The following is a 17954-nucleotide window of genomic DNA, read 5'->3' on the forward strand; positions in this document are numbered from 1 at the left end:
CGTTCTCCTTATTGTTCTATTTCGCCATCGGACTGGTTGGCGTGCGCTCTTCGAGAATGTCGTGCATACGCGTTTCAATCGCCGCTTTGATCTTGGGATGGGTAAGGATGTAGAAACGATCAGCCTTGACGCCTTCCATCGTGATTTGTGCGATATCCGTAGCCGACAACTTGCCGCGACGCGTGGCCTGTCTCACATATTCTTCGTATGGCGCAGCCTGAGCACTGGTCGCAGCCAATTCCTGCGGACGATTGCGTGCAGCGTCGGCAATGCCGGTATTAACGAAAGCTGGGCACAGCACAGAAACCTTGATCGACGCTTTTGCAGCTTCGAGTTCGTGATGCAGACATTCAGACATCACCACCACCCCGTGCTTACTCACGCAATAGACACTAGATGCAGGCACAGCGAGCAGGCCCGCAACCGACGCCGTGTTGACCACATGGCACTCATCACCCTGCTTGAGCATGCGCGGCACAAAGCTGCGTACGCCATGCACAACGCCCATCAAGTTCACGCCGAGCGTCCACTGCCAGTCTTCCAGTGTCGTCGTCCACATTGGGCCTGCGGTGGCGACGCCAGCGTTATTGAACAGCAAATGCGCTGCACCAAACTTTTCGTAAGTCGCGACAGCAACACGCTCGACTTCTGCGGCATCCGCGACGTTGCACTTCATGACGAGCGTCTCCGCGCTGAAAGGCTTGAGAAGATCGTCAGTCGCTTGCAGACCTTTTTCGTCAACGTCCGTCATCACCACGCGCATACCTTCCTGCGCACACAGAATCGCCAGCTCACGACCGAAGCCGCTGGCGGCACCGGTGATTACAGCAACTTTATTTTTCAGATCTTTCATGTCAATTTCCTTATGCCGTCAGATAGCCGCCATCCACCACCAGACATGCGCCGGTCGTGTAGCTGGCACTTGGCGATACGAGATAAAGCACGGCACCTGCCATTTCATCTGGCGCAGCAACGCGACGCATCGGCACATGGGCCATCGCCTGTTTCAGAATTGCTTCATTCTTCACTAGCGCTGATGCGAACTTGGTATCGGTTGCGCCGGGCAGCAGTGCATTCACGCGGATGCCCATGCCAGCGCATTCTTTCGCAAAGGCTTTGGTCATCGAAATCACTGAAGCCTTGGTTATTGAGTAGATGCCTTGGAAATCACCGGGAATTACACCGTTCACAGAAGCCACATTGACGATGCTGCCACCACCGCTCTTCTTCATCAGCTTTCCGCCGAGTGCACACATAAAGAAGTAGCCGCGAATATTCACATCAACGGTTTTCTGAAACGCACCGAGATCGGTATCGAGAATCGAACCGAAATAAGGATTGGCCGCTGCGTTGTTCACGAGGATATCCAAACGTCCGTGTGCCGCTTCAATCTCGGCAAAGATGTTCTGCACCTGATCCATTTCACCGATATGACAAGCACGCACTTCTGCATTACCACCCGCCGCGCGAATTTCTTCGGCAACTCGCTCGCAATCTGGCGCCTTGCGGCTCGACACGATTACATGAGCACCATGTGCGGCGAGTGTCTTGGCGATTGATTCGCCAATGCCACGGCTGGCGCCGGTGACAAGTGCGATTTTGCCAGTGAGGTCAAAAAGTTTGCTGGCTGCGTTGCTTGAATCCATTCGACTGAAACTCCGTTCAACGATAAGTAATGGCGTGTGCGCGCCCAGCCTGTTCAAGGTGGACGTGACTATTGAGTGTGCTGAGTGAAACGCGACCGCCGCGATTCAGTAGCTTGGTGGCAGAGCTGTTGACCAAGTTCCAGGTCAGCGCTGCGACTTGTTTGTCTGGGTAAGACAGCAGTGGCTGACACAGGGTGGCGATGGTGCCGCCGGAGGTGAAAACAACCGTGTTGCCTTTCGGATCGGCTGTGGCGACCAAACGCTCCAGCGCCGCGTGGCAGCGTGCGCGAAACGCAGGCCACGATTCACGATATTCATCATCGTGCTCACCACCCATCCAACGCTGCATCGATTCTTCAAAGATTTGCAGGAAGGTGTCTTGCGGCACTTTGCTCTTGGCGATGAACTGGCGAATAGCGCCCGGCTCATCAAATCCCGGACGGCAACGACTCAACACATCATCGTGATCGTATTCATCAAAACCGCGCTCAGTGATCCACGCATCGGGTGACGGTGCAGGCAGCGTTGTAAAGCAAGCCTCCGCAGTCTGACGATGGCGCTTCATGCCGCCCGTCACCACGTGGGAAAACTGGATGCCGGTGTTGGCGAACCAACCGCCGAGCATGCGCGCCTGCTCAGCACCGAGATCGGATAGCTGGTCGTAGTCGGTAGCGCCGAAAGACGCCTGACCGTGGCGCACGAGGTAAATCTGTCCCATGAGGCGGATTTAAGAAGTGGGGAGTTGCAGCAGGTTAGGCCTATACCTAGAATCAATCCAATGAATAGTTCTAATACGTATCCATTAGTTTCGTGCATCTAAACCGGATCGACCTCAATCTGTTCGTCGTACTGGACGCCATTTACACCGAAGGCGGCATCACCCCTGCCGCCAAGAAACTGCATCTGACGCAACCGGCGATTAGTCATGCCCTAGGGCGTCTGCGGGAAATGTTTGGTGATCCGCTATTTGAGCGGGAAGGCCGTTCGATGGTGCCCACACCACTGGCGCGTCGCGTGATTGAGCCGTTGCGCCGTACTTTGCGCAGTCTTGAAATCACGCTCAACGAAGCCAGTCAGTTTGATCCGGCCTCATCAGAGAAGCGTTTTACGATCGCCGTGCGTGACGTTCTCGAATCCACTCTACTTCCCACCTTCATGCAGCGCGTCACTAAACTCGCGCCCAAGGTTGAGATCGCAGTCGTACGCGCCAATCGTCGCGAGTTGGAATCTGAATTATCGATGGGCACCATCGATGCCGCGATGGATGTGCTGTTGCCTTTAACGGATAGCGTGAAGCGCAAACGCGTTGCGTTAGATCCACTGGTGGTCGTTGCACGCAAAGATCATCCGAGCGTGAAGCGAAAATTAAATCTGGTGACCTACCTCAAGCAGAATCACATCTTGGTCAGCTCACGCCGCGCAGGCCCGGGACTTGAAGACGTCGAGCTTGATCGCCAAGGCTTGCAACGTCGCATTCGTCTACGTTGCCAGCATTATTTTTCAGCCTGTCGCGTGGTGAGTCAGACCGATCTGATTCTGACGATGCCTGAAAGCTACGCGCGTGTGGCTGGCCCCATGTTCGACAACCAGATCATCGCCCTGCCCTTTGATATGCCAACGATGGACGCTTATCTCTACTGGCACGGCAATGCAGAAACGGAGCCAGCAAATCGCTGGCTCCGTGAACAGTTGATCCAATCGTTTGAGAAGCAATAGCTCAAGCTATCGTGATGCCAGCACCGTAGGAATAGCGGGCATTCCATTCCATACCATCGGCGTAGAGAGCAACTCTATTTTTTGTATCGTGCCTTCATTCGGTACGTTGACCACCCACGTACGGAAGCTGTTGCCATCCGTCGCATTGCTGGCACTTGCAGGCGGCGCACCTGTCGGCTGATTGAATGGGCGGAAGCCGCCTTGAATGAGCACATTGCGCACGTTGCCGCCAACGTAAGTCACTCTTACCGTGTAATCGCAGCCACCGTTACGGCAGTACCAATAGTTAGGACTGGTGTCCGGCACGATGCTGGCGCGTTGCGCAGCATCCGTTGGATCGATTGTGCGCATCAGATTTCCGGTGTAGCTCAAAGGCGGATAAATCTGCGACATCGGGCAAGTCTGCAATGGACCTTTCACACAAGCATTGCTGTAAGTCACGACGATGGAATACACCGATACATTGCGCTGCAAGGGCATGCCTTGATCGAATCCCCAAATAGCGCCGCTCGTCGTAGTCGGGGTGAAGTTCACCCACTTCAGATCAACGCTATCCCAACGTTTGTAACCGCCGGGGAATGACGAGTCTGCAACGATGCTGCCGCCGGAATAGCTGTGATTGCCAGCACCGTCGACCGTTGTAGTTCCTTCAAGATGTCGCTGCATCACCGCCGAACTGAAATCAGAGAAGGTCGCAAATTTGTATCCACTCGCTTGGTCACCCGCACCACTTTGCATCGGATCCTGCTTTACGCAACGGCCTGATGAATCAGCTGCACGTGCATGCCCACCAAACGTATCGCTGGAACAACCGACGTAAGTGCTTGCAGTACTCGGCACAAAAGGCGCCAAGAATTCATTGTGAAATGGATCGAAGCCCCAAGCTGATCCGTTCAGGCTGCCCCAATTGTAGGGATACCGACCACCGTCATAAGCCTCGCCCGCATGAGACAAACCAAAAGCATGTCCCTGCTCATGAATAAAAATGCCGCTATAGGAATAATCGCCAACGCCGGTATCACCGCCGACTGAGCCCAATCCACCACCAGGTCCCGCGTAGTTGCCGCTGCTGTTAAGCATGATCAGCGGCGCATAGTACTGATACGGTCCAGCCGCTTCGCCATTTGCATTCAGTAGTCCACCCAAGACATTCAGGATTGAACCCATCACTGCAAAGCCATCTTTTTGTTGATTTGAGTTTTGTGCCACGTATGCTTCACGCGCCACGCCACCTGAATCATTCCGCGGGCCGATTACAACCGTCGACCAATTGGCGCGTTGTGCAGGGTGATTTTGTGCCGTTAATTTCGCGACTGGCCACTTGGCAAATACTTCATTCTTTGTGGTCGCATCAGGCGCAGATGCTGAAGCAAACGGCACCGAGTTCGCATCGGTAGCGCCAAAGAGATAGAACGGCAACACACGTAAAGTCATTGGAGAATCCGCCCCAACCAAAGGATTGCGGAATTCGCTAACGGTGTAATTACTTGCGCTTACGCGCAGCTGTAAACCAGGCACCATCCAACTCGCTGGCACTGTGGCGCTGTAGCGATCAGTTGCGTAAGACGGTCCAGCCGCCTCAGTACGTGGCAGCAAGTCAGGCGCCGCGAGTGAAACAGCGCCTAACTTGACGCCATTGGCCCAAGCTTCAAGCGCCGGATTAATAGCATCGGATTTCGATAATTTAATCAGCGCCAGTGCATCACGCTGCCCTACGAAATGCAGAGACTCGGTTGCATTTGAAAGCGCCCAGCTCTTACCGCCTTCCGGTAAAACATGAGTTTGCGCCAGTTCCAGCGTTGTGATTCCGAGTTGAGCTTTCGTCACCTCAGAGCCAGTAGATACTCCCCCCTTACCGCCGTCACATCCGGCTGCCAGTATCGCAGCCAGAATCAAACACGACGATGCCAATACTTTCCGTGTAGTCATAGATATTTTCTTTAGCGTCCTTGCTAGGGTTCAAACGATGCGGAGCTATTCTTATTTTTTTGCAGGTCATTAATGGAGACGACCGGATAAAAGGTCGTGTTAAGGCGACTGCTGCAAATGCAATGTTACTGATTACTTCCTGCCAAGCCGGAAAAAAACGACCCGGTGAAGCACAAAGCGTCTTCTTCTTACACGGAAAGTGCTTCCTAGCTGCCGCAACCCCTCCACTTGACTCTGATTTCGTATGCGCCTATATTCACCCTTATGGGTGAATATAAAAACACAAAGCTGGATGACGTCTTTACGGCGATGTCGGACGGAACGCGGCGCGCGATCCTCGCGCGGCTGGCGCAATCGGATGCGCGAGTGACGGAGTTGGCGAATGACTTCCCGATCTCGCTGAACTCGACCTCCAAACACATCCGGATTCTTGAACGTGCGGGCCTCGTTACACGCGCCGTGCAAGGACGCGAGCACGTGCTCACGCTCAATGCCGGACCGATGGCAGAAGCGATGGAATGGATGGAGTACTACCGCCAGTTCTGGGAACACAGCTTGGCGGCGCTGGAAGATTTCGTCATTAAAAAACGCAAACAAGATCAACGTAGGAGCAAGAAGCAATGACACAACCTCAGACGAACACCATCAAGCCCGGCAAGCTTGTAATTAAGCGCACCATTCCCGCAACGGCTGATGAACTATTCGACGCGTGGCTTGATGCAGACAGCCTCTCGCAGTGGATGCTGCCGGGCGATCACCGACGCAACACCGTGACCGTGGATGCGCGTGTTGGCGGCGCTTACGAAATCATCATGCATCACCAAGACGGCGATAAGCGTCACTATGGCGAGTATCGCGGCATTGAACGCAACAAGAAGCTGGTTTTCACTTGGCATTCAGATGCCACGCGTCACACAGAAACACTGGTGACAGTGGAATTCATTGCAGCCAGCGACAGCACCGAGATCGTGCTCACACATGAACGCCTGCCTGATCATGATTCAGCTCAGGGCCACACCCGCGGCTGGACGCGTGGACTGGAATTGCTGGAAGCGCATCTCAAACACTGAAGTCTGTCGCAGACCTAGGAGCAAAACATGATGAACACACAAATGATCACCGTCAGCGCCTTCCGTTGGGTGCCGCCATTCGTACGCGGCATCGTGCGCGATTTGCGCGTGCGTTGGGCGCTGGAAGAAGCAGGCCTGCCGTACACCACCAAACTGATTGGCCCACAAGATCAGACCAGCGTGGAATATCGCGAGTGGCAACCGTTTGGTCAGGTGCCCGCGTTTTCACATGACGGCGTGGAGATGTTTGAGTCCGGCGCCATCGTGCTTCATATCGCTGAGCAATCTGAAGCGTTGATGCCGAAGGATGCGGTCGGACGTGCACGCGTGCAGACATGGTTGATCGCAGCACTCAATTCGATTGAGCCAGCCGTGCAGCAGCTAACTGAGATTGATCTCTTTCACAGCGACGCTGAGTGGACCAAGCAGCGTCGCCCACAAGTGGAAGAATTTGTTAAGCGCCGACTCTTTGCTCTAGCGACAAGCCTCGGCGAGCGTGAATATCTTGCAGATCATTTCAGCGCTGCCGATATCTTGATGGTGACGGTGCTGCGCAATCTGCGCCATCTTGATTTGGTCGCGCAGTTCCCAACAATCAAAGCCTATTGCGATCGCTGTGAAGCGCGGCCTTCATTCAAGAAAGCACTGCACGATCAAATGGCAGATTTTGTTGAGAACCCGCCAGCCGCTTAAGCCGCTGCTTGAGCGCGTCCAACTTGTCCGTAACGTTGGCGCGCTTCTGCAGGGCTTGGCATTTCGTTGCGCAGCGGTTGCTGATTTCTGAGCACTTGATCCATTACCGGCAGTGCAGATGGCGCCATCTGCTTCAGTATCGCGCGTGACACGACCGGAATACTTCCCATGCGTACAGCAATCTTTGCAGCTGGAACAATCAAGGCATCTACAGCGGCTGGTTGATCAAAACCACCAAGTACGCGCATCCATTTTGGAATCGTCGCAATAGTGGCAGCCGCCATCAGATTACTGCCAACCCACAAACCAGTACCTGCAATCTTGCGCTGCGAATTAAGGAAGTAATGAATCAGCGTTCGCGAGCGATCTGAAACACAGAGCTTCGGGCGCATGGCTTCGTAGTATTCCCGCACTTCTTTACGTGAGCGAGGAACATCTGCTGGATTACAGGTCTGCAATTCAGCGGCAATCGCGCACTCGGCCCAGTAACGTTTTTCATCTTCTACAGACAACGGACCAGCGCCGTAGCGCTCGTAGCACAGCAGATTGGATTGCCAGCCGGTGATGTGAATCCACAGCTGTGAGTTGGGATCATTCGGGCTATAGGGCTTTTCGCTGATCGGCTCAACGCCGGTTGCCTTGGCGTGAACACGCATCAGAATTTCAGATGCCTCAATCGCCGCGCGAGAATCGCCGCAGGCCACCGTCAGAAAATATTGAATGGTTCGATCAAAGCGACGCGTTGCGTTATAGCGCACGCCATTCTGATCGTGAACAGCTGCCGCGAGGAAGGGATCAAATGTTTCGACAATGATCGAACGCTGGAAAGCGAGCAGCGCCGTTGGGCTGCTCCAAACTTTCCACGTGGGAGAATCGGGTCCAAACAAGCCCCAATCTTCACGTGGGCGTTTGGCAACGGGACGAACCGATGGGCGCGTTGAAGTCATCTTCTCTTCCTCAAAAATATATAACGATCAATTCAAGCTTCTTCAAAGGCTGCAAGCACAAGTCGGCCGACGTAAGCAGAGAGTTCATCGATGCTCCAGTCATTCGACTTATCCAGCAGCGAACGAACCATGCCTTCGCAAATCGACATGAACAAAGTCACCAAAATCGGCAAACGTCGCTTAGCATCCTTGGCGCCAAGCAATTTCAGCCAAGCTCCAACAAGCAAGGAAACTCTCTGAGAGACAAGACGTCGCCCTTCTTGAAGTCTGGCAGCCACGGCAGGATCGGCCTCTACAGAAAACACCAAGCGCCATGAATCACGGTTGTTATCAACCGCATTAAACAGCGCACGAAAACCATCCGTCATTAACTGCTGCGGATTAGTGATATCCACTTTCTTGGGTAGCGCGGCCATCACGCCTTCAAACAGGCGTATTTCCTCGCGCTCCAACAAAGCATTCAAGAGGTCTTCGCGTGAAGTGAAGCAGGCATACACAACCGGCTTGGTTACACCGAGTGCCTGGGCCACCGCTTCCATATTCAGTGCACGGACGCCGTTATCAGCCACCAGCTTCAAAGCGGCATCCAGTATCTGCGGACGACGGCGCTCAGGCCCTAAATGCGGGGCTCTAACGTATCTCTTTTTGGCTGTTCCTACGCTCATGTAGGATATTTATACGCTTGCGTATGAATATTGGCAAATCTGCCCCGTTTCCATAAATCGGGGCGATCTTACTAACGGTAGAAGTCGACGATTTCCCGCAAGGTCTTGCGCACGTCATTGCGGCGATAGTTCAGCAACTTGAGTTCTGCTGCGTCGGGTTCGTAGTAAATCGTGTTGCCAGCACCGGCATACAGGATTGAATTCGGCAGGAAGGGATGATCATTTTCCAGTGCAGGAACTTCTCCCGCATGACCTGCCGCCTTGAAGTACTCGCCGAAATAATCCTGAAAGCTGAGATTCTCATCGCCGACCAGATAAGCCTTGCCGTTTTCGCCGCGCTCCAATGCACCGACGATGGCGTCGGAAAGACTGTCTGTGGAAATGAAGTTCACGCCACCGAGTGGGGCGAATGCCGGAATCTGCGGAAAGCGACCCAAGGCATAACCAGCATGTGCAGCCATGCCCGGCACAATCAAACCCGGCACATGACCAACTACAAATGGCGCATTAATGCTGCAGACATGGAAGCGATCACTGCTCAACGCACGCGCGCCATCATCAGCCAGCTTGCGCCCACGTACATAGGAACTCTTGTCGCAGAGATCAGGACGAATCTGCGGATAGAAACTTCCAATGTAAATCGCACGGCGGATACCGGCATCACGCGCTTTGGCAAAGAAGCGTGGAACACCTTCAACATTGGCGCGCTGCCAGTGAGCAGATTCATCATCACCGGGTGGCACGTGACGGATGTCGTTGCCTGCGGCGAAGATCAGTGTGTCGAACTTGGCTAATTGCGCAGGCGTGAAATCATCGCTGAGATAATCGCCAGTCAGTTGAGGTAACTGGCCCAATGGCGTGTCAGTGGGCAAAGGCTTGCGTGCTGCAATCGTAACTTCATGACCCAAGCTCTTCAGACGTAATGCAGCGTGACCACCAATCAGCCCCGTACCGCCAAGGACAAGAATCTTCATGACTACACCGCAGCCGCTGGACGTTTCTGCCCGCCACAAAGAATGTCGGTGACACGCTCGGTGTCCATGTATTCCTTGAACTCCACGAGCTGACCATCGCGGAAGCGCATCAGGAAGTGATACTGATTGCTGTAGATCTGGCCGGAAACATGCAAACCTTCAGATCTCGCTTCAACAGCGACGCGCTCGCCCTCGGCCGTCATCGCATCAATCGTGAAGCGAATGCCTTTGGGGAAAACCTGAAAGATACCGCCAGCAGCCGCAGAGATCTGCGCCTTGTCGAACGTTCCAGAGATCAGCGTATTGCCCATCGTCACGCAGCGCCCATCTTCTGCGTAGGCACCAACAATCGCAGGGATGTCACCACGATTAAGCGCTGCAAAAAAGGCGGTCGCTTTTTCTTTATTGAGTTGTTCGATGCTCACGGCATTTCCGGGTTGGTAGCAGTCCTCCTAGACTGCTACCCCGTCATCCTGCCCGCATACTTGATATGCAGTAGTCGCGCAGACCGCAACCATATGCCTACAGGGTTCTAATCACCCGCAGTTAAAATCGCGCCTGACTCGCCGATGAATATTTCAGCCGACGGAATTTTGAGGCTACCGGTCAAACTGCTATCACCATTACCACCGTTGCCGATTTTCTTTAGTGCAGCCACTACACCATCTGACGACACCATAAGTGCCGTGGTATCCGAACCCGTCAACAGAACGCGGCCACCTGACAGTGTCTCGCCGCCAAAGAAGCTGGAGGTTGTCGCCGTTTCGATCTTCTTCCATGCAGGCGCGTCGAGATCATCACAGACATACACATTGCCGCGCATTCCAAAAGCGATGGCGCCCTTCTCTTTCCACGGCAGGATGCCGAAGAAAGAACCTTCATACTGGGTTGCAATGCGGGTCCACTGAAGACCATCGGCAGACAAACCGACCAAACCACGTTCACCTGCAACAGCAAACTTTCCGTTGTTCAGCTTGGCAATACTGTTTAGATGCAGCTTATCGCTAGAAATTGCTGGTGCGTCGATATCACGCCAAGTCACGCCTGCATCGTCTGTCGTTTTAATCAGACCGAAAGCACCGACAACAATTGCCTGCTGCGAACTCAAGGGCAGAATCGAAAAAATAGGTGCATTCAAATCCGGCTGAAAATTCTGAATCGCCCACGTTGCTCCGCCATCCGACGTTCCCAGAATGACGGAATCGTGGCCGACAGCCCAGCCATGCTTGGAGTCTGCAAATCCAACCGCGTTGAACGCCGTATCAACAGGACTCTTGGCCTGACGCCAGGTCTTGCCATCCGTTGAGCGGACGATCACACCATTGCCACCCACCGCAACAATCTGATCACCTGCACGCGCAATACCCAAGAGCATGCCGCGTTCCGCATTGCTAATCAGCAGCGCAGGAATTGGCTTGGCAACTGACACGCTTGCAGCAGTGCCCGCCGCCTCTTCAGCAATCGCTGCGACAACAATGGCCGACAGCATCAGCGCCGCAGCGCAGCGTGAGAATATTTTTTTCATGCCGACACCGTTGTCTGACCTTGTGAAGGCTTTCCTGCCGAAACATCACGAATGAGGAAGTGTGCGAAGGCTGGCAAGAAGATCAATGCAGCCACTGCGTTGGCCAAGAACATGATGGTTAACAGAATGCCCATGTCAATCTGGAACTGAAGACCTGACAAGACCCATGTCGCAACACTGGCAGACAAGGCAATACCGGTCACAATCACCGCTTTACCTGTTTGATGCAGCGTGTTGGCATAGGCTTCGCGCATCGGCATTCTCTTCACTTTCACGTTCTCTTCAAGAACACTGAAGATGTAGATGCCGTAATCAACACCGATACCCGCGGCGAATGCGGCAACCGGCAGCGTTGCAACGGTTTGCCCGATGCCCAGCCAGACCATGATGGCGTAGGTAAACACCGATACCGCCGCCAATGGAACGACAATACAAATGATGCCTGCGATGCCTCGGAACGAGGCATACACGCAAACGATGATGGCGAGATAGAGCCAGAACAGAACAGTGAATTCTGTTTTCTTGATCACATCGTTAGTGGCTGCAAGCACACCGACGTTGCCACCCGCCAAATGGAAGGTCACAGGATCATCCGGCTTAACGCCGCTGTTGACCTTGTCGATGGTCGAAATGATCTGATCGATTGTTGTGGCGCGATGATCCTTGGTGAAAATGTAAGTCGGGATCACACTGCAGTCTTCGTTCAATAAGCCTGTCGACGTCGTGAATTGCTGGCCCGCGAGGATCAAGCCGTCTTGCGAGCGCGGTAGCTGCATCCAGCGTGGATTACTTTCGTTGTATTTAGCCCAGACCTGCTTATCCATAATCGGCAATGACACAACCGAAACGATGCCTGGCTGATTCTGCATATACCAACCAAAGCGATTAATACGGTTCATGACGTCATAGTCGATGCAACCGTTTTTCTTGGTGTGCGCATAAATCTGCAGCACATCAACGCCAATGGAATAGTTCTTGGTAATGAACTCCGAATCCATGTTGTAGCGAGAATCCGGTTTCAGCGCTGGCACGCCCGCATGCAGTTCGCCGATCTGAAGATCACGAGCGACCCACCACGCACCCGCCCATGTCGTCGCCATCACCACTAGTACCGTGATCGCCACACGACGATTGGTTAAAGCCGACATGACTTTCCAGACCGGCTGGAACTTCTCATCGCGGCGGTGCTGATAAGCGCGGAAGCGCTCGCGATTGCCGATGTGCACATAAGACAACAAGCACGGCAGCAATATTTTCTTACAGATCACAATCGCAACCAGACCAAACATGGCATTAATCGCCATCTCTTGAACGATGCCAATTGGAATCAACAGAATCGTGCCGAAGCCGATGATGTTGGTAACCAGTGCCGTAATGCCCGGAATAACCAGACGACGATACGTGGCGCGAGAAGCATCAAAGCTATTCAATCCGTGGTCCGCAACTTCCAGCAACCAGAAGCTAGTGATCTGAATACCATGCGAAACGCTGATCGCCAACACTAGAAACGGCACGAGGATCGCAAAGGGATCCAGACCATAACCTGCGAGTTTGAAGAGACCCATTTCCCAAATCACGGCAAGCAAACCGCAACTCAATGGATAGAGGGCAACAACAAAGGAGCCCATGTACCAGGACAACACCAGCCAAACGAGGAACACGGTGATGGCGAAGAAGGTCACCACCTCCAATGAGGCATCCGCGACATCGCCGATGACTTTGGCAAAGCCGATGATTTCGACATTGATATCCGGGTTGTAGTCCGGGTTCTTCGACTCGGCGACCGTCAGCGCAGAAGCTTCGAAATCCTTTTCAATGGTTTCGCCGCTTGGACCAATTGCAGTTCCATGAACAGACTTGAAGCGGAAGAACAGCCCACGAGGATCTTCGTAAACGGTGGAGATAATCGTGCCCGCTTTCAACACGCCATCATCACTGGCGAGCTTGACGTCATAACGCGTCTGCTTGATCAGCCGGCCACGGATGTTTTCAAAATTGTGCGCGGTCTGGATGTAGTCCAGTTTCTCATGTGTGCGCGGATTCACGTCAACCAGTTCTGCAGAGACCAATGCGGAACGCTGATCGTTGGAAACCAGACGACCGATGATGCTGGCCTTTGCGATGTTGTCTTTGACCTTGGCCAGCGATTCCACATCCGCATTGAAACCGGATGGAATGACGTTGCCGCCCTGGAATCCGCCTTCAACGACTTCCAGATAACGAACATTGGGCGTGAAGATCGAACTGACGCGCGTTCTGTCGACGCCAGAGAGATAGAAGACCGAGTCTGTTGCCGTTTTTAACGACGCCAGAAAAGCGCCGTCATAAATATTCTTTTCAGGCGCTTTCTGAGAAACAGCGAGCAAGACGGTGTTGCCACCGCCAAACTGCTCCTGATGCTGTTTCAGAATCTTGATGTACGGATGATCCTTGGGCAACTGCTTTTCAAACCCGGAGTCGAGACGCAAATGCAGCGCCTGCCATCCGAGAAAAATCGTCAGCAATCCAATCACCGTTAGGGTGAGAGGTCTTTTCGAAAAGATAAGTGGCTCTGTGATTTTGACGAAGAACGTCGAAAACCAGCCACGAGGATCACCATGCATGGGAACTTCCTGTCTTAACTGATGGCAGAGGCTCGCCACGATGGCGAGCCTCTGCACGATGTCACTGGATTACTTCGAGGCGCGTTGCTGCACTGCGCTGTCGGTGAAGAAGCCGTCTGGATACTGCACGCTGTAATCGTTCGGGTGTCCCTGCGCAGACAATGCCGTCACGAAATAGCGACCGGAGTCGAAGTGATAAATTACTTCTGGCACGGTGAAGTGCGTCAGCACATTCGATTGCGGCGTGCCCATGCCTTCTTGGAAGTTGAACAAACCACCTTTGCCGTCATAGCAATCCACCATCAGGATGCTCCAGGAGTCTTCATCAACGTAGAAGACGCGCTTGGCATAGGTATGACGTTCACCCGGCTTGAGCGTTGCTTCGACAACCCACACGCGATGCGTTTCGTAGCGAGGGATATCAGCGTTCAGATGATTTGGACGAGCCAGATCGTCGTACTTGGCACGAGCCGCCTTGAAGTTGTTGTACGGCACAAGCATCTCGCGCTTGCCCTGCAGCTTCCAGGTGTAACGCTCAAGGACGCCGTTGAACATATCGACCTGGTCATAGAACTGCTGACCATCGGTGCCCTCGTAAGGGTTGTCGCAGCAAACAGCCGGTGCGCGACGGATACGCTTCAATGCCGGCGCATACAGCCACGCTGCACGACCGGTTGCGCCAGTGCCGCCACTCTCATTAACAAGAATCATCGTACCAGCGGTGCGCGGTGGCGAAACGATCTTCGAGAGGTAATACAGGAACAAGCCCTTGCCGTTGGTTAGCGGGACCGGATTCTTTTCGTTGGCGTAGAGAAACTTAACGTCTTCGGTCAACTGCGCGAGCTGATACTTGCCGCTCGGATCAACAATCATCTGATCGTTGTTACGACGAACGTTATCGCCACGCCATTTGAGGCGATGATTCCAAATGACTTCAGCACCGGTTTGCGGGATCGGATACGGAAAACCCTGCTTGCAGTTATCCGGGTTGTCCGTGCCGACCAGCGCGCAATTGGTCGCATTGACCGCGGTTGCCTTGTAGATGAAATCAGGCCAAGCCACGTTACGGTGGCTGGGGAATACATTCATCTTGTAGGTCTTGAAAGTCTTCAACAGATATTTGTGACCTTCACTCAGCTTGTCACCGTACTTGTCGATGTTGGCGCTAGTGATGGTGTACAGCGGCTTCTCTGCTTCAACCGCAGCATCGCTCGCGTACTCACCAGAAAGCTTTCCTTTCTGCTTGGCAGGCGTCCAAGCTGGAATGGTTCCATCGCTATTCCCAGCAGCAGTTGCGCCAACGGGCGTGAGTTCTTTTCCTAGCTTCGCCGCTTGATCAGCGCCAACCTTTGCGAGTACCAACGACGGCACAGCAAAGCTCAGCGCGGCGGCGAGAATGACAACGCGTGATTTCATGTAAATCTCCTTGTGTGCACGTTAAAACGAGTACTTTGCAAAAAACTTCAAAGTGTCTCGATCGTGGAACAGATTGGCGTCACCGCCGCCCGACCACATCTGATAACCGAGGTTGATAGAAATTTTTTGCTGATAACGGAATTCAATATTGGTATCAAACAACGTGCGTCCTTCGACGTAGTTGGAGAGATAGCCTGGCGAGTGTCCGAAGATGTCGTGCTTCAGAATGATGGTTGGGGCGATGGCCAAACCTGGCAGCACATCTTCCCAGCGAATCAACATCACCAGACCAGCACCACCCGACCATTTGGTTGGATACAAACCCAGCGGCGCTTGATGCGGACTGAAGCGCAGACCATCCGGGCCGAATTGGCAGGCCGCGTTGCTGGAACAAGCTTGTCGCGATCCATCAGCACCCGAACCGTCGGCACCGGCCGTAGGGCTGGTGTAAGTACCGGGCACTGCGAGTGCGAGTTGATCAAGCGGAGGAAGATTGAGAATGCCGCGGAAGCCGAGCTCTGGCAGCCAGATCACTTGATCGGCATGCAGCATTCGTGCAGTGAAATCTGTGTTGCCTTCAACGTAAGTCGCACCGAAATCCAGCGAGAGCGTTCTGAAATATTCCCAGCCACGAATATAGGAATTCGCTGGGTTTTTTCCTAATTCACCACCACGATAAGGAATGATGAAATTCGGGAATGAACGACCCGAACCCGGCAGATGGCCAACCACCAGATCAAAAGTATCTGGGAATGGATTGTTGCCATTGGCGGTGGTGAAATTGCTGGTGCCATACACCTGCTGCGCGCCCGTCGCATTCGGTCCGACACCGACCGTACTGCCGATACAACCGGATGACTGCAAGTGACAGTTGGTTAGCGTGGGGCCCAAACCAGCGAACACGAGATCGACGACGTCAACCTGCAGAGGATCGCGTGGGCGATACGCCGCTTCACCTTGGAAGGAAACATCGCCAAAGCTGGTGTTAAAGCTAAAGCCATACATCTTGATGTCGCGCGGATACTCCAGTCTTACTTTCAGGCTATCTAGAGACAGCGCGCTGTCTGTTGCCCCAGCAGGATCATTCAGAGGCAAATGAAGCAGAGGAATGTTCGGGCAATCCAACAAGAACTGAACAGTGTTTGTTGAATTCTTTGCGCACGATTCATTCGCAGACCACACGCTGACCATCGGCGTGCGCGAGGTGTAATTGGCGAAATAGAAACCGAGATTGGTGCCGTTGTTGAGCCAATCAGCCGTATAGGCCACCTTGACGCCGAAGTTCTTCGCCGCACCGTCAGGATCATCATCGCGCAGACGCTGTGCACGCGAAGTGGTGTTGGTGATGAGACTCAGCGGATTGTCGAGATTTTGGCCGACGGCATCCGGATCTGGCGTGAGATTGCCGAAGCCAATCGTGATGTAGTCAGGCCCGTCATTCTTGGTACCCAGATTGACCGGCGAATAGAAGCCACCTTCTGCGGGCAACTCGATTGGCTGAAACTCAAGTGCATACCAAGCAGAAATATTGACTGAATCAATCGGCGTAATCGCAAACGACAGTGCATTAATCGGTTGATAGAAATCATCCAGACCGTTGCCACCGATACGGAAGAAATTATTCAGGTTTGGCGCATTCATAACGTTGAGCGAGTCAAAGAACTGCAACGTCGCCTCGCCCCAAATGATTTGCTGACGCCCTGCTCTCACCGTGACGTCCAAGCCAGGGATTGGAACAACGCCGGTGATATTCAGATCCAGCAGCTGCAGCCCCAAGCCAATGGTCTTGAGCGTCTGACTATCGCTGCGACGCTCATAAACTTTGCCACCCGGCCCATAGACGATGCCGCAAGGAAGACCCAACTGATTGCGGTTGGTCGGACAAGGAACCGAATCAACGCGCGCGCCCAGCGCTGGAGCAGACAACAGCCCGCCCGCACTCGAAAGTACGTTGGCCAATGAGCCGCCAGACGACACGACGCCAAGTAGCGAGTTCAAAAGACCGCCCGCTGTATTCACCGAAGACGTGGCGTAACCGACCTGCTGCAAATTCTTTCGGGTAATGATGTTCGGGTGGTATTCGTTGAAGCGATAGTTGGTCGGATCGTAGAAAGCGATGCCTTTGGCAAACAGCGTCCAACCCTTCCAGTTCAGCGTGATGTCTTCATTGATACGCAAAGGCGACTGCGTAACATCCCACTGCTCGTAATTGAGATTGCCCGCGTCAAAGTTGGTGCTGAAGGAGCCCGGTGCAGCGGCCAGATGTTCAGCAGCAAAAGACTGGCTGGTGAAAAGGCCCTGACAGACCTGATAGAAACTGACCTTGGGATCCGTGCGTCCGCAGACCTCCGGATTGAGATTGTTCTTGCCGATAGACGCCGTCCGCTGTGGTTCTGTACGCCAGGCTGCGCCAGCAATAATTGAGGTATTGCTGACTCCGTCTATCGACGTCTCGCCGAAGAACGGGATGGAGAATCCAAGCGAGTAAGCAGGTGCAGTGATCAACAACGTCAGCAATGCCGCTGTTGTAGTCGCGACCTTGCCAAAGCGCTGCTGCATATCGAACGTCAAATCCATTTTCGATCCTCTTTTTCAAACTGCGCCTACAGGCCTCTCCGAATACGGAGCACCGCGACAGAGCACAGTTATCAACTGATTAAATTTCTCCTCAGCTGCGCGATGTTTATTTCATTGGCTCATTTTTCAGAGCGAATCTCTCGTTTGGTCGAGGCATCGTCACAGCACAGAACATCAAAGTTCCTGCCGCATT

Annotated in this window: 16 protein-coding genes; 4 read left to right on the forward strand and 12 right to left on the reverse strand. The window is 53.5% G+C overall.

Features of this window, described 5'->3' with window-relative positions; translation table 11 throughout:
• Window positions 1-16 precede the first annotated feature (16 nt).
• The 3 genes from CJD38_RS07425 to CJD38_RS07435 are packed head-to-tail and all read right to left on the reverse strand — an operon-like array spanning window position 17 to window position 2364.
• Window positions 17-853: an SDR family NAD(P)-dependent oxidoreductase gene (locus CJD38_RS07425; RefSeq protein WP_107939659.1), complete on the reverse strand. Its 837-nt coding sequence runs from the start codon at window positions 851-853 to the stop codon at window positions 17-19.
• A gap of 10 nt (window positions 854-863) precedes the next feature.
• On the reverse strand, window positions 864-1646 hold the full coding sequence (locus tag CJD38_RS07430) for an SDR family oxidoreductase (protein ID WP_107939660.1): 783 nt from the start codon (window positions 1644-1646) through the stop codon (window positions 864-866).
• 16 nt (window positions 1647-1662) lie between these two features.
• Window positions 1663-2364, reverse strand: a complete 702-nt coding sequence (locus CJD38_RS07435; protein WP_107939661.1) for a histidine phosphatase family protein — start codon at window positions 2362-2364, stop codon at window positions 1663-1665.
• Window positions 2365-2456: 92 nt separating this feature from the next.
• On the opposite strand from CJD38_RS07435, the gene CJD38_RS07440 reads away from it, so the two are divergent.
• Entirely contained in the window at window positions 2457-3362 is a 906-nt protein-coding gene (locus CJD38_RS07440; protein ID WP_107939662.1) for a LysR family transcriptional regulator, read from the forward strand.
• 6 nt (window positions 3363-3368) lie between these two features.
• Here the strand turns inward: CJD38_RS07440 and CJD38_RS07445 are convergent, their stop codons facing one another.
• A complete protein-coding gene (locus CJD38_RS07445; RefSeq protein WP_161554182.1) occupies window positions 3369-5189 on the reverse strand; it encodes a M66 family metalloprotease in 1821 nt (606 codons plus the stop codon).
• A 366-nt stretch (window positions 5190-5555) separates the two neighbouring features.
• Here CJD38_RS07445 and CJD38_RS07450 point away from each other — a divergent pair, with 366 nt between their 5' ends.
• Genes CJD38_RS07450 through CJD38_RS07460 form a run of 3 tightly spaced genes read left to right on the forward strand, consistent with a single transcriptional unit; the run spans window position 5556 to window position 7054 of the window.
• Entirely contained in the window at window positions 5556-5915 is a 360-nt protein-coding gene (locus CJD38_RS07450) for an ArsR/SmtB family transcription factor (protein WP_107939663.1), read from the forward strand.
• Window positions 5912-6361 carry an SRPBCC family protein gene (locus CJD38_RS07455; RefSeq protein WP_107939664.1) on the forward strand — a complete coding sequence of 150 codons (450 nt, stop codon included), beginning with the start codon at window positions 5912-5914 and terminating at the stop codon, window positions 6359-6361. The genes CJD38_RS07450 and CJD38_RS07455 overlap by 4 nt, the downstream gene beginning before the upstream one ends.
• Before the next feature lie 42 nt (window positions 6362-6403).
• Complete coding sequence (locus CJD38_RS07460) at window positions 6404-7054, forward strand: glutathione S-transferase family protein (protein WP_107939741.1); 651 nt, start codon at window positions 6404-6406, stop codon at window positions 7052-7054.
• Here the strand turns inward: CJD38_RS07460 and CJD38_RS07465 are convergent.
• The 8 genes from CJD38_RS07465 to CJD38_RS07500 all read right to left on the reverse strand — a co-directional run bounded on the left by CJD38_RS07465 (window position 7051) and on the right by CJD38_RS07500 (window position 17761).
• Window positions 7051-8001 carry an oxygenase MpaB family protein gene (locus CJD38_RS07465; RefSeq protein ID WP_107939665.1) on the reverse strand — a complete coding sequence of 317 codons (951 nt, stop codon included), beginning with the start codon at window positions 7999-8001 and terminating at the stop codon, window positions 7051-7053. The genes CJD38_RS07460 and CJD38_RS07465 overlap by 4 nt on opposite strands.
• Window positions 8002-8033: 32 nt before the next feature.
• A complete protein-coding gene (locus CJD38_RS07470) occupies window positions 8034-8666 on the reverse strand; it encodes a TetR/AcrR family transcriptional regulator (RefSeq protein WP_107939666.1) in 633 nt (210 codons plus the stop codon).
• A gap of 71 nt (window positions 8667-8737) precedes the next feature.
• Window positions 8738-9640 (reverse strand): NAD-dependent epimerase/dehydratase family protein, encoded by a 903-nt coding sequence (locus CJD38_RS07475; RefSeq protein ID WP_107939667.1) that lies wholly within the window; start codon window positions 9638-9640, stop codon window positions 8738-8740.
• A 2-nt stretch (window positions 9641-9642) separates the two neighbouring features.
• Entirely contained in the window at window positions 9643-10065 is a 423-nt protein-coding gene (locus CJD38_RS07480; RefSeq protein WP_206362914.1) for a nuclear transport factor 2 family protein, read from the reverse strand.
• Between the two features lie 107 nt (window positions 10066-10172).
• On the reverse strand, window positions 10173-11165 hold the full coding sequence (locus tag CJD38_RS07485; RefSeq protein ID WP_107939668.1) for a WD40/YVTN/BNR-like repeat-containing protein: 993 nt from the start codon (window positions 11163-11165) through the stop codon (window positions 10173-10175).
• Window positions 11162-13768 carry an efflux RND transporter permease subunit gene (locus CJD38_RS07490; RefSeq protein WP_107939669.1) on the reverse strand — a complete coding sequence of 869 codons (2607 nt, stop codon included), beginning with the start codon at window positions 13766-13768 and terminating at the stop codon, window positions 11162-11164. Before CJD38_RS07490 ends, CJD38_RS07485 begins: the two co-directional genes overlap by 4 nt.
• Window positions 13769-13837: 69 nt before the next feature.
• Window positions 13838-15184, reverse strand: a complete 1347-nt coding sequence (locus CJD38_RS07495) for a DUF1329 domain-containing protein (RefSeq protein WP_107939670.1) — start codon at window positions 15182-15184, stop codon at window positions 13838-13840.
• Between the two features lie 21 nt (window positions 15185-15205).
• The gene (locus CJD38_RS07500) at window positions 15206-17761 is read right to left on the reverse strand and encodes a DUF1302 domain-containing protein (protein ID WP_107939671.1); all 2556 of its coding nucleotides are present in this window, start codon (window positions 17759-17761) and stop codon (window positions 15206-15208) included.
• Between the last annotated feature and the right edge of the window lie 193 nt (window positions 17762-17954).

Origin of the sequence: Stenotrophobium rhamnosiphilum (assembly GCF_003052265.1) — a bacterium.
In the GTDB taxonomy this organism is placed as follows: Bacteria; Pseudomonadota; Gammaproteobacteria; order Nevskiales; family Nevskiaceae; genus Stenotrophobium; species Stenotrophobium rhamnosiphilum.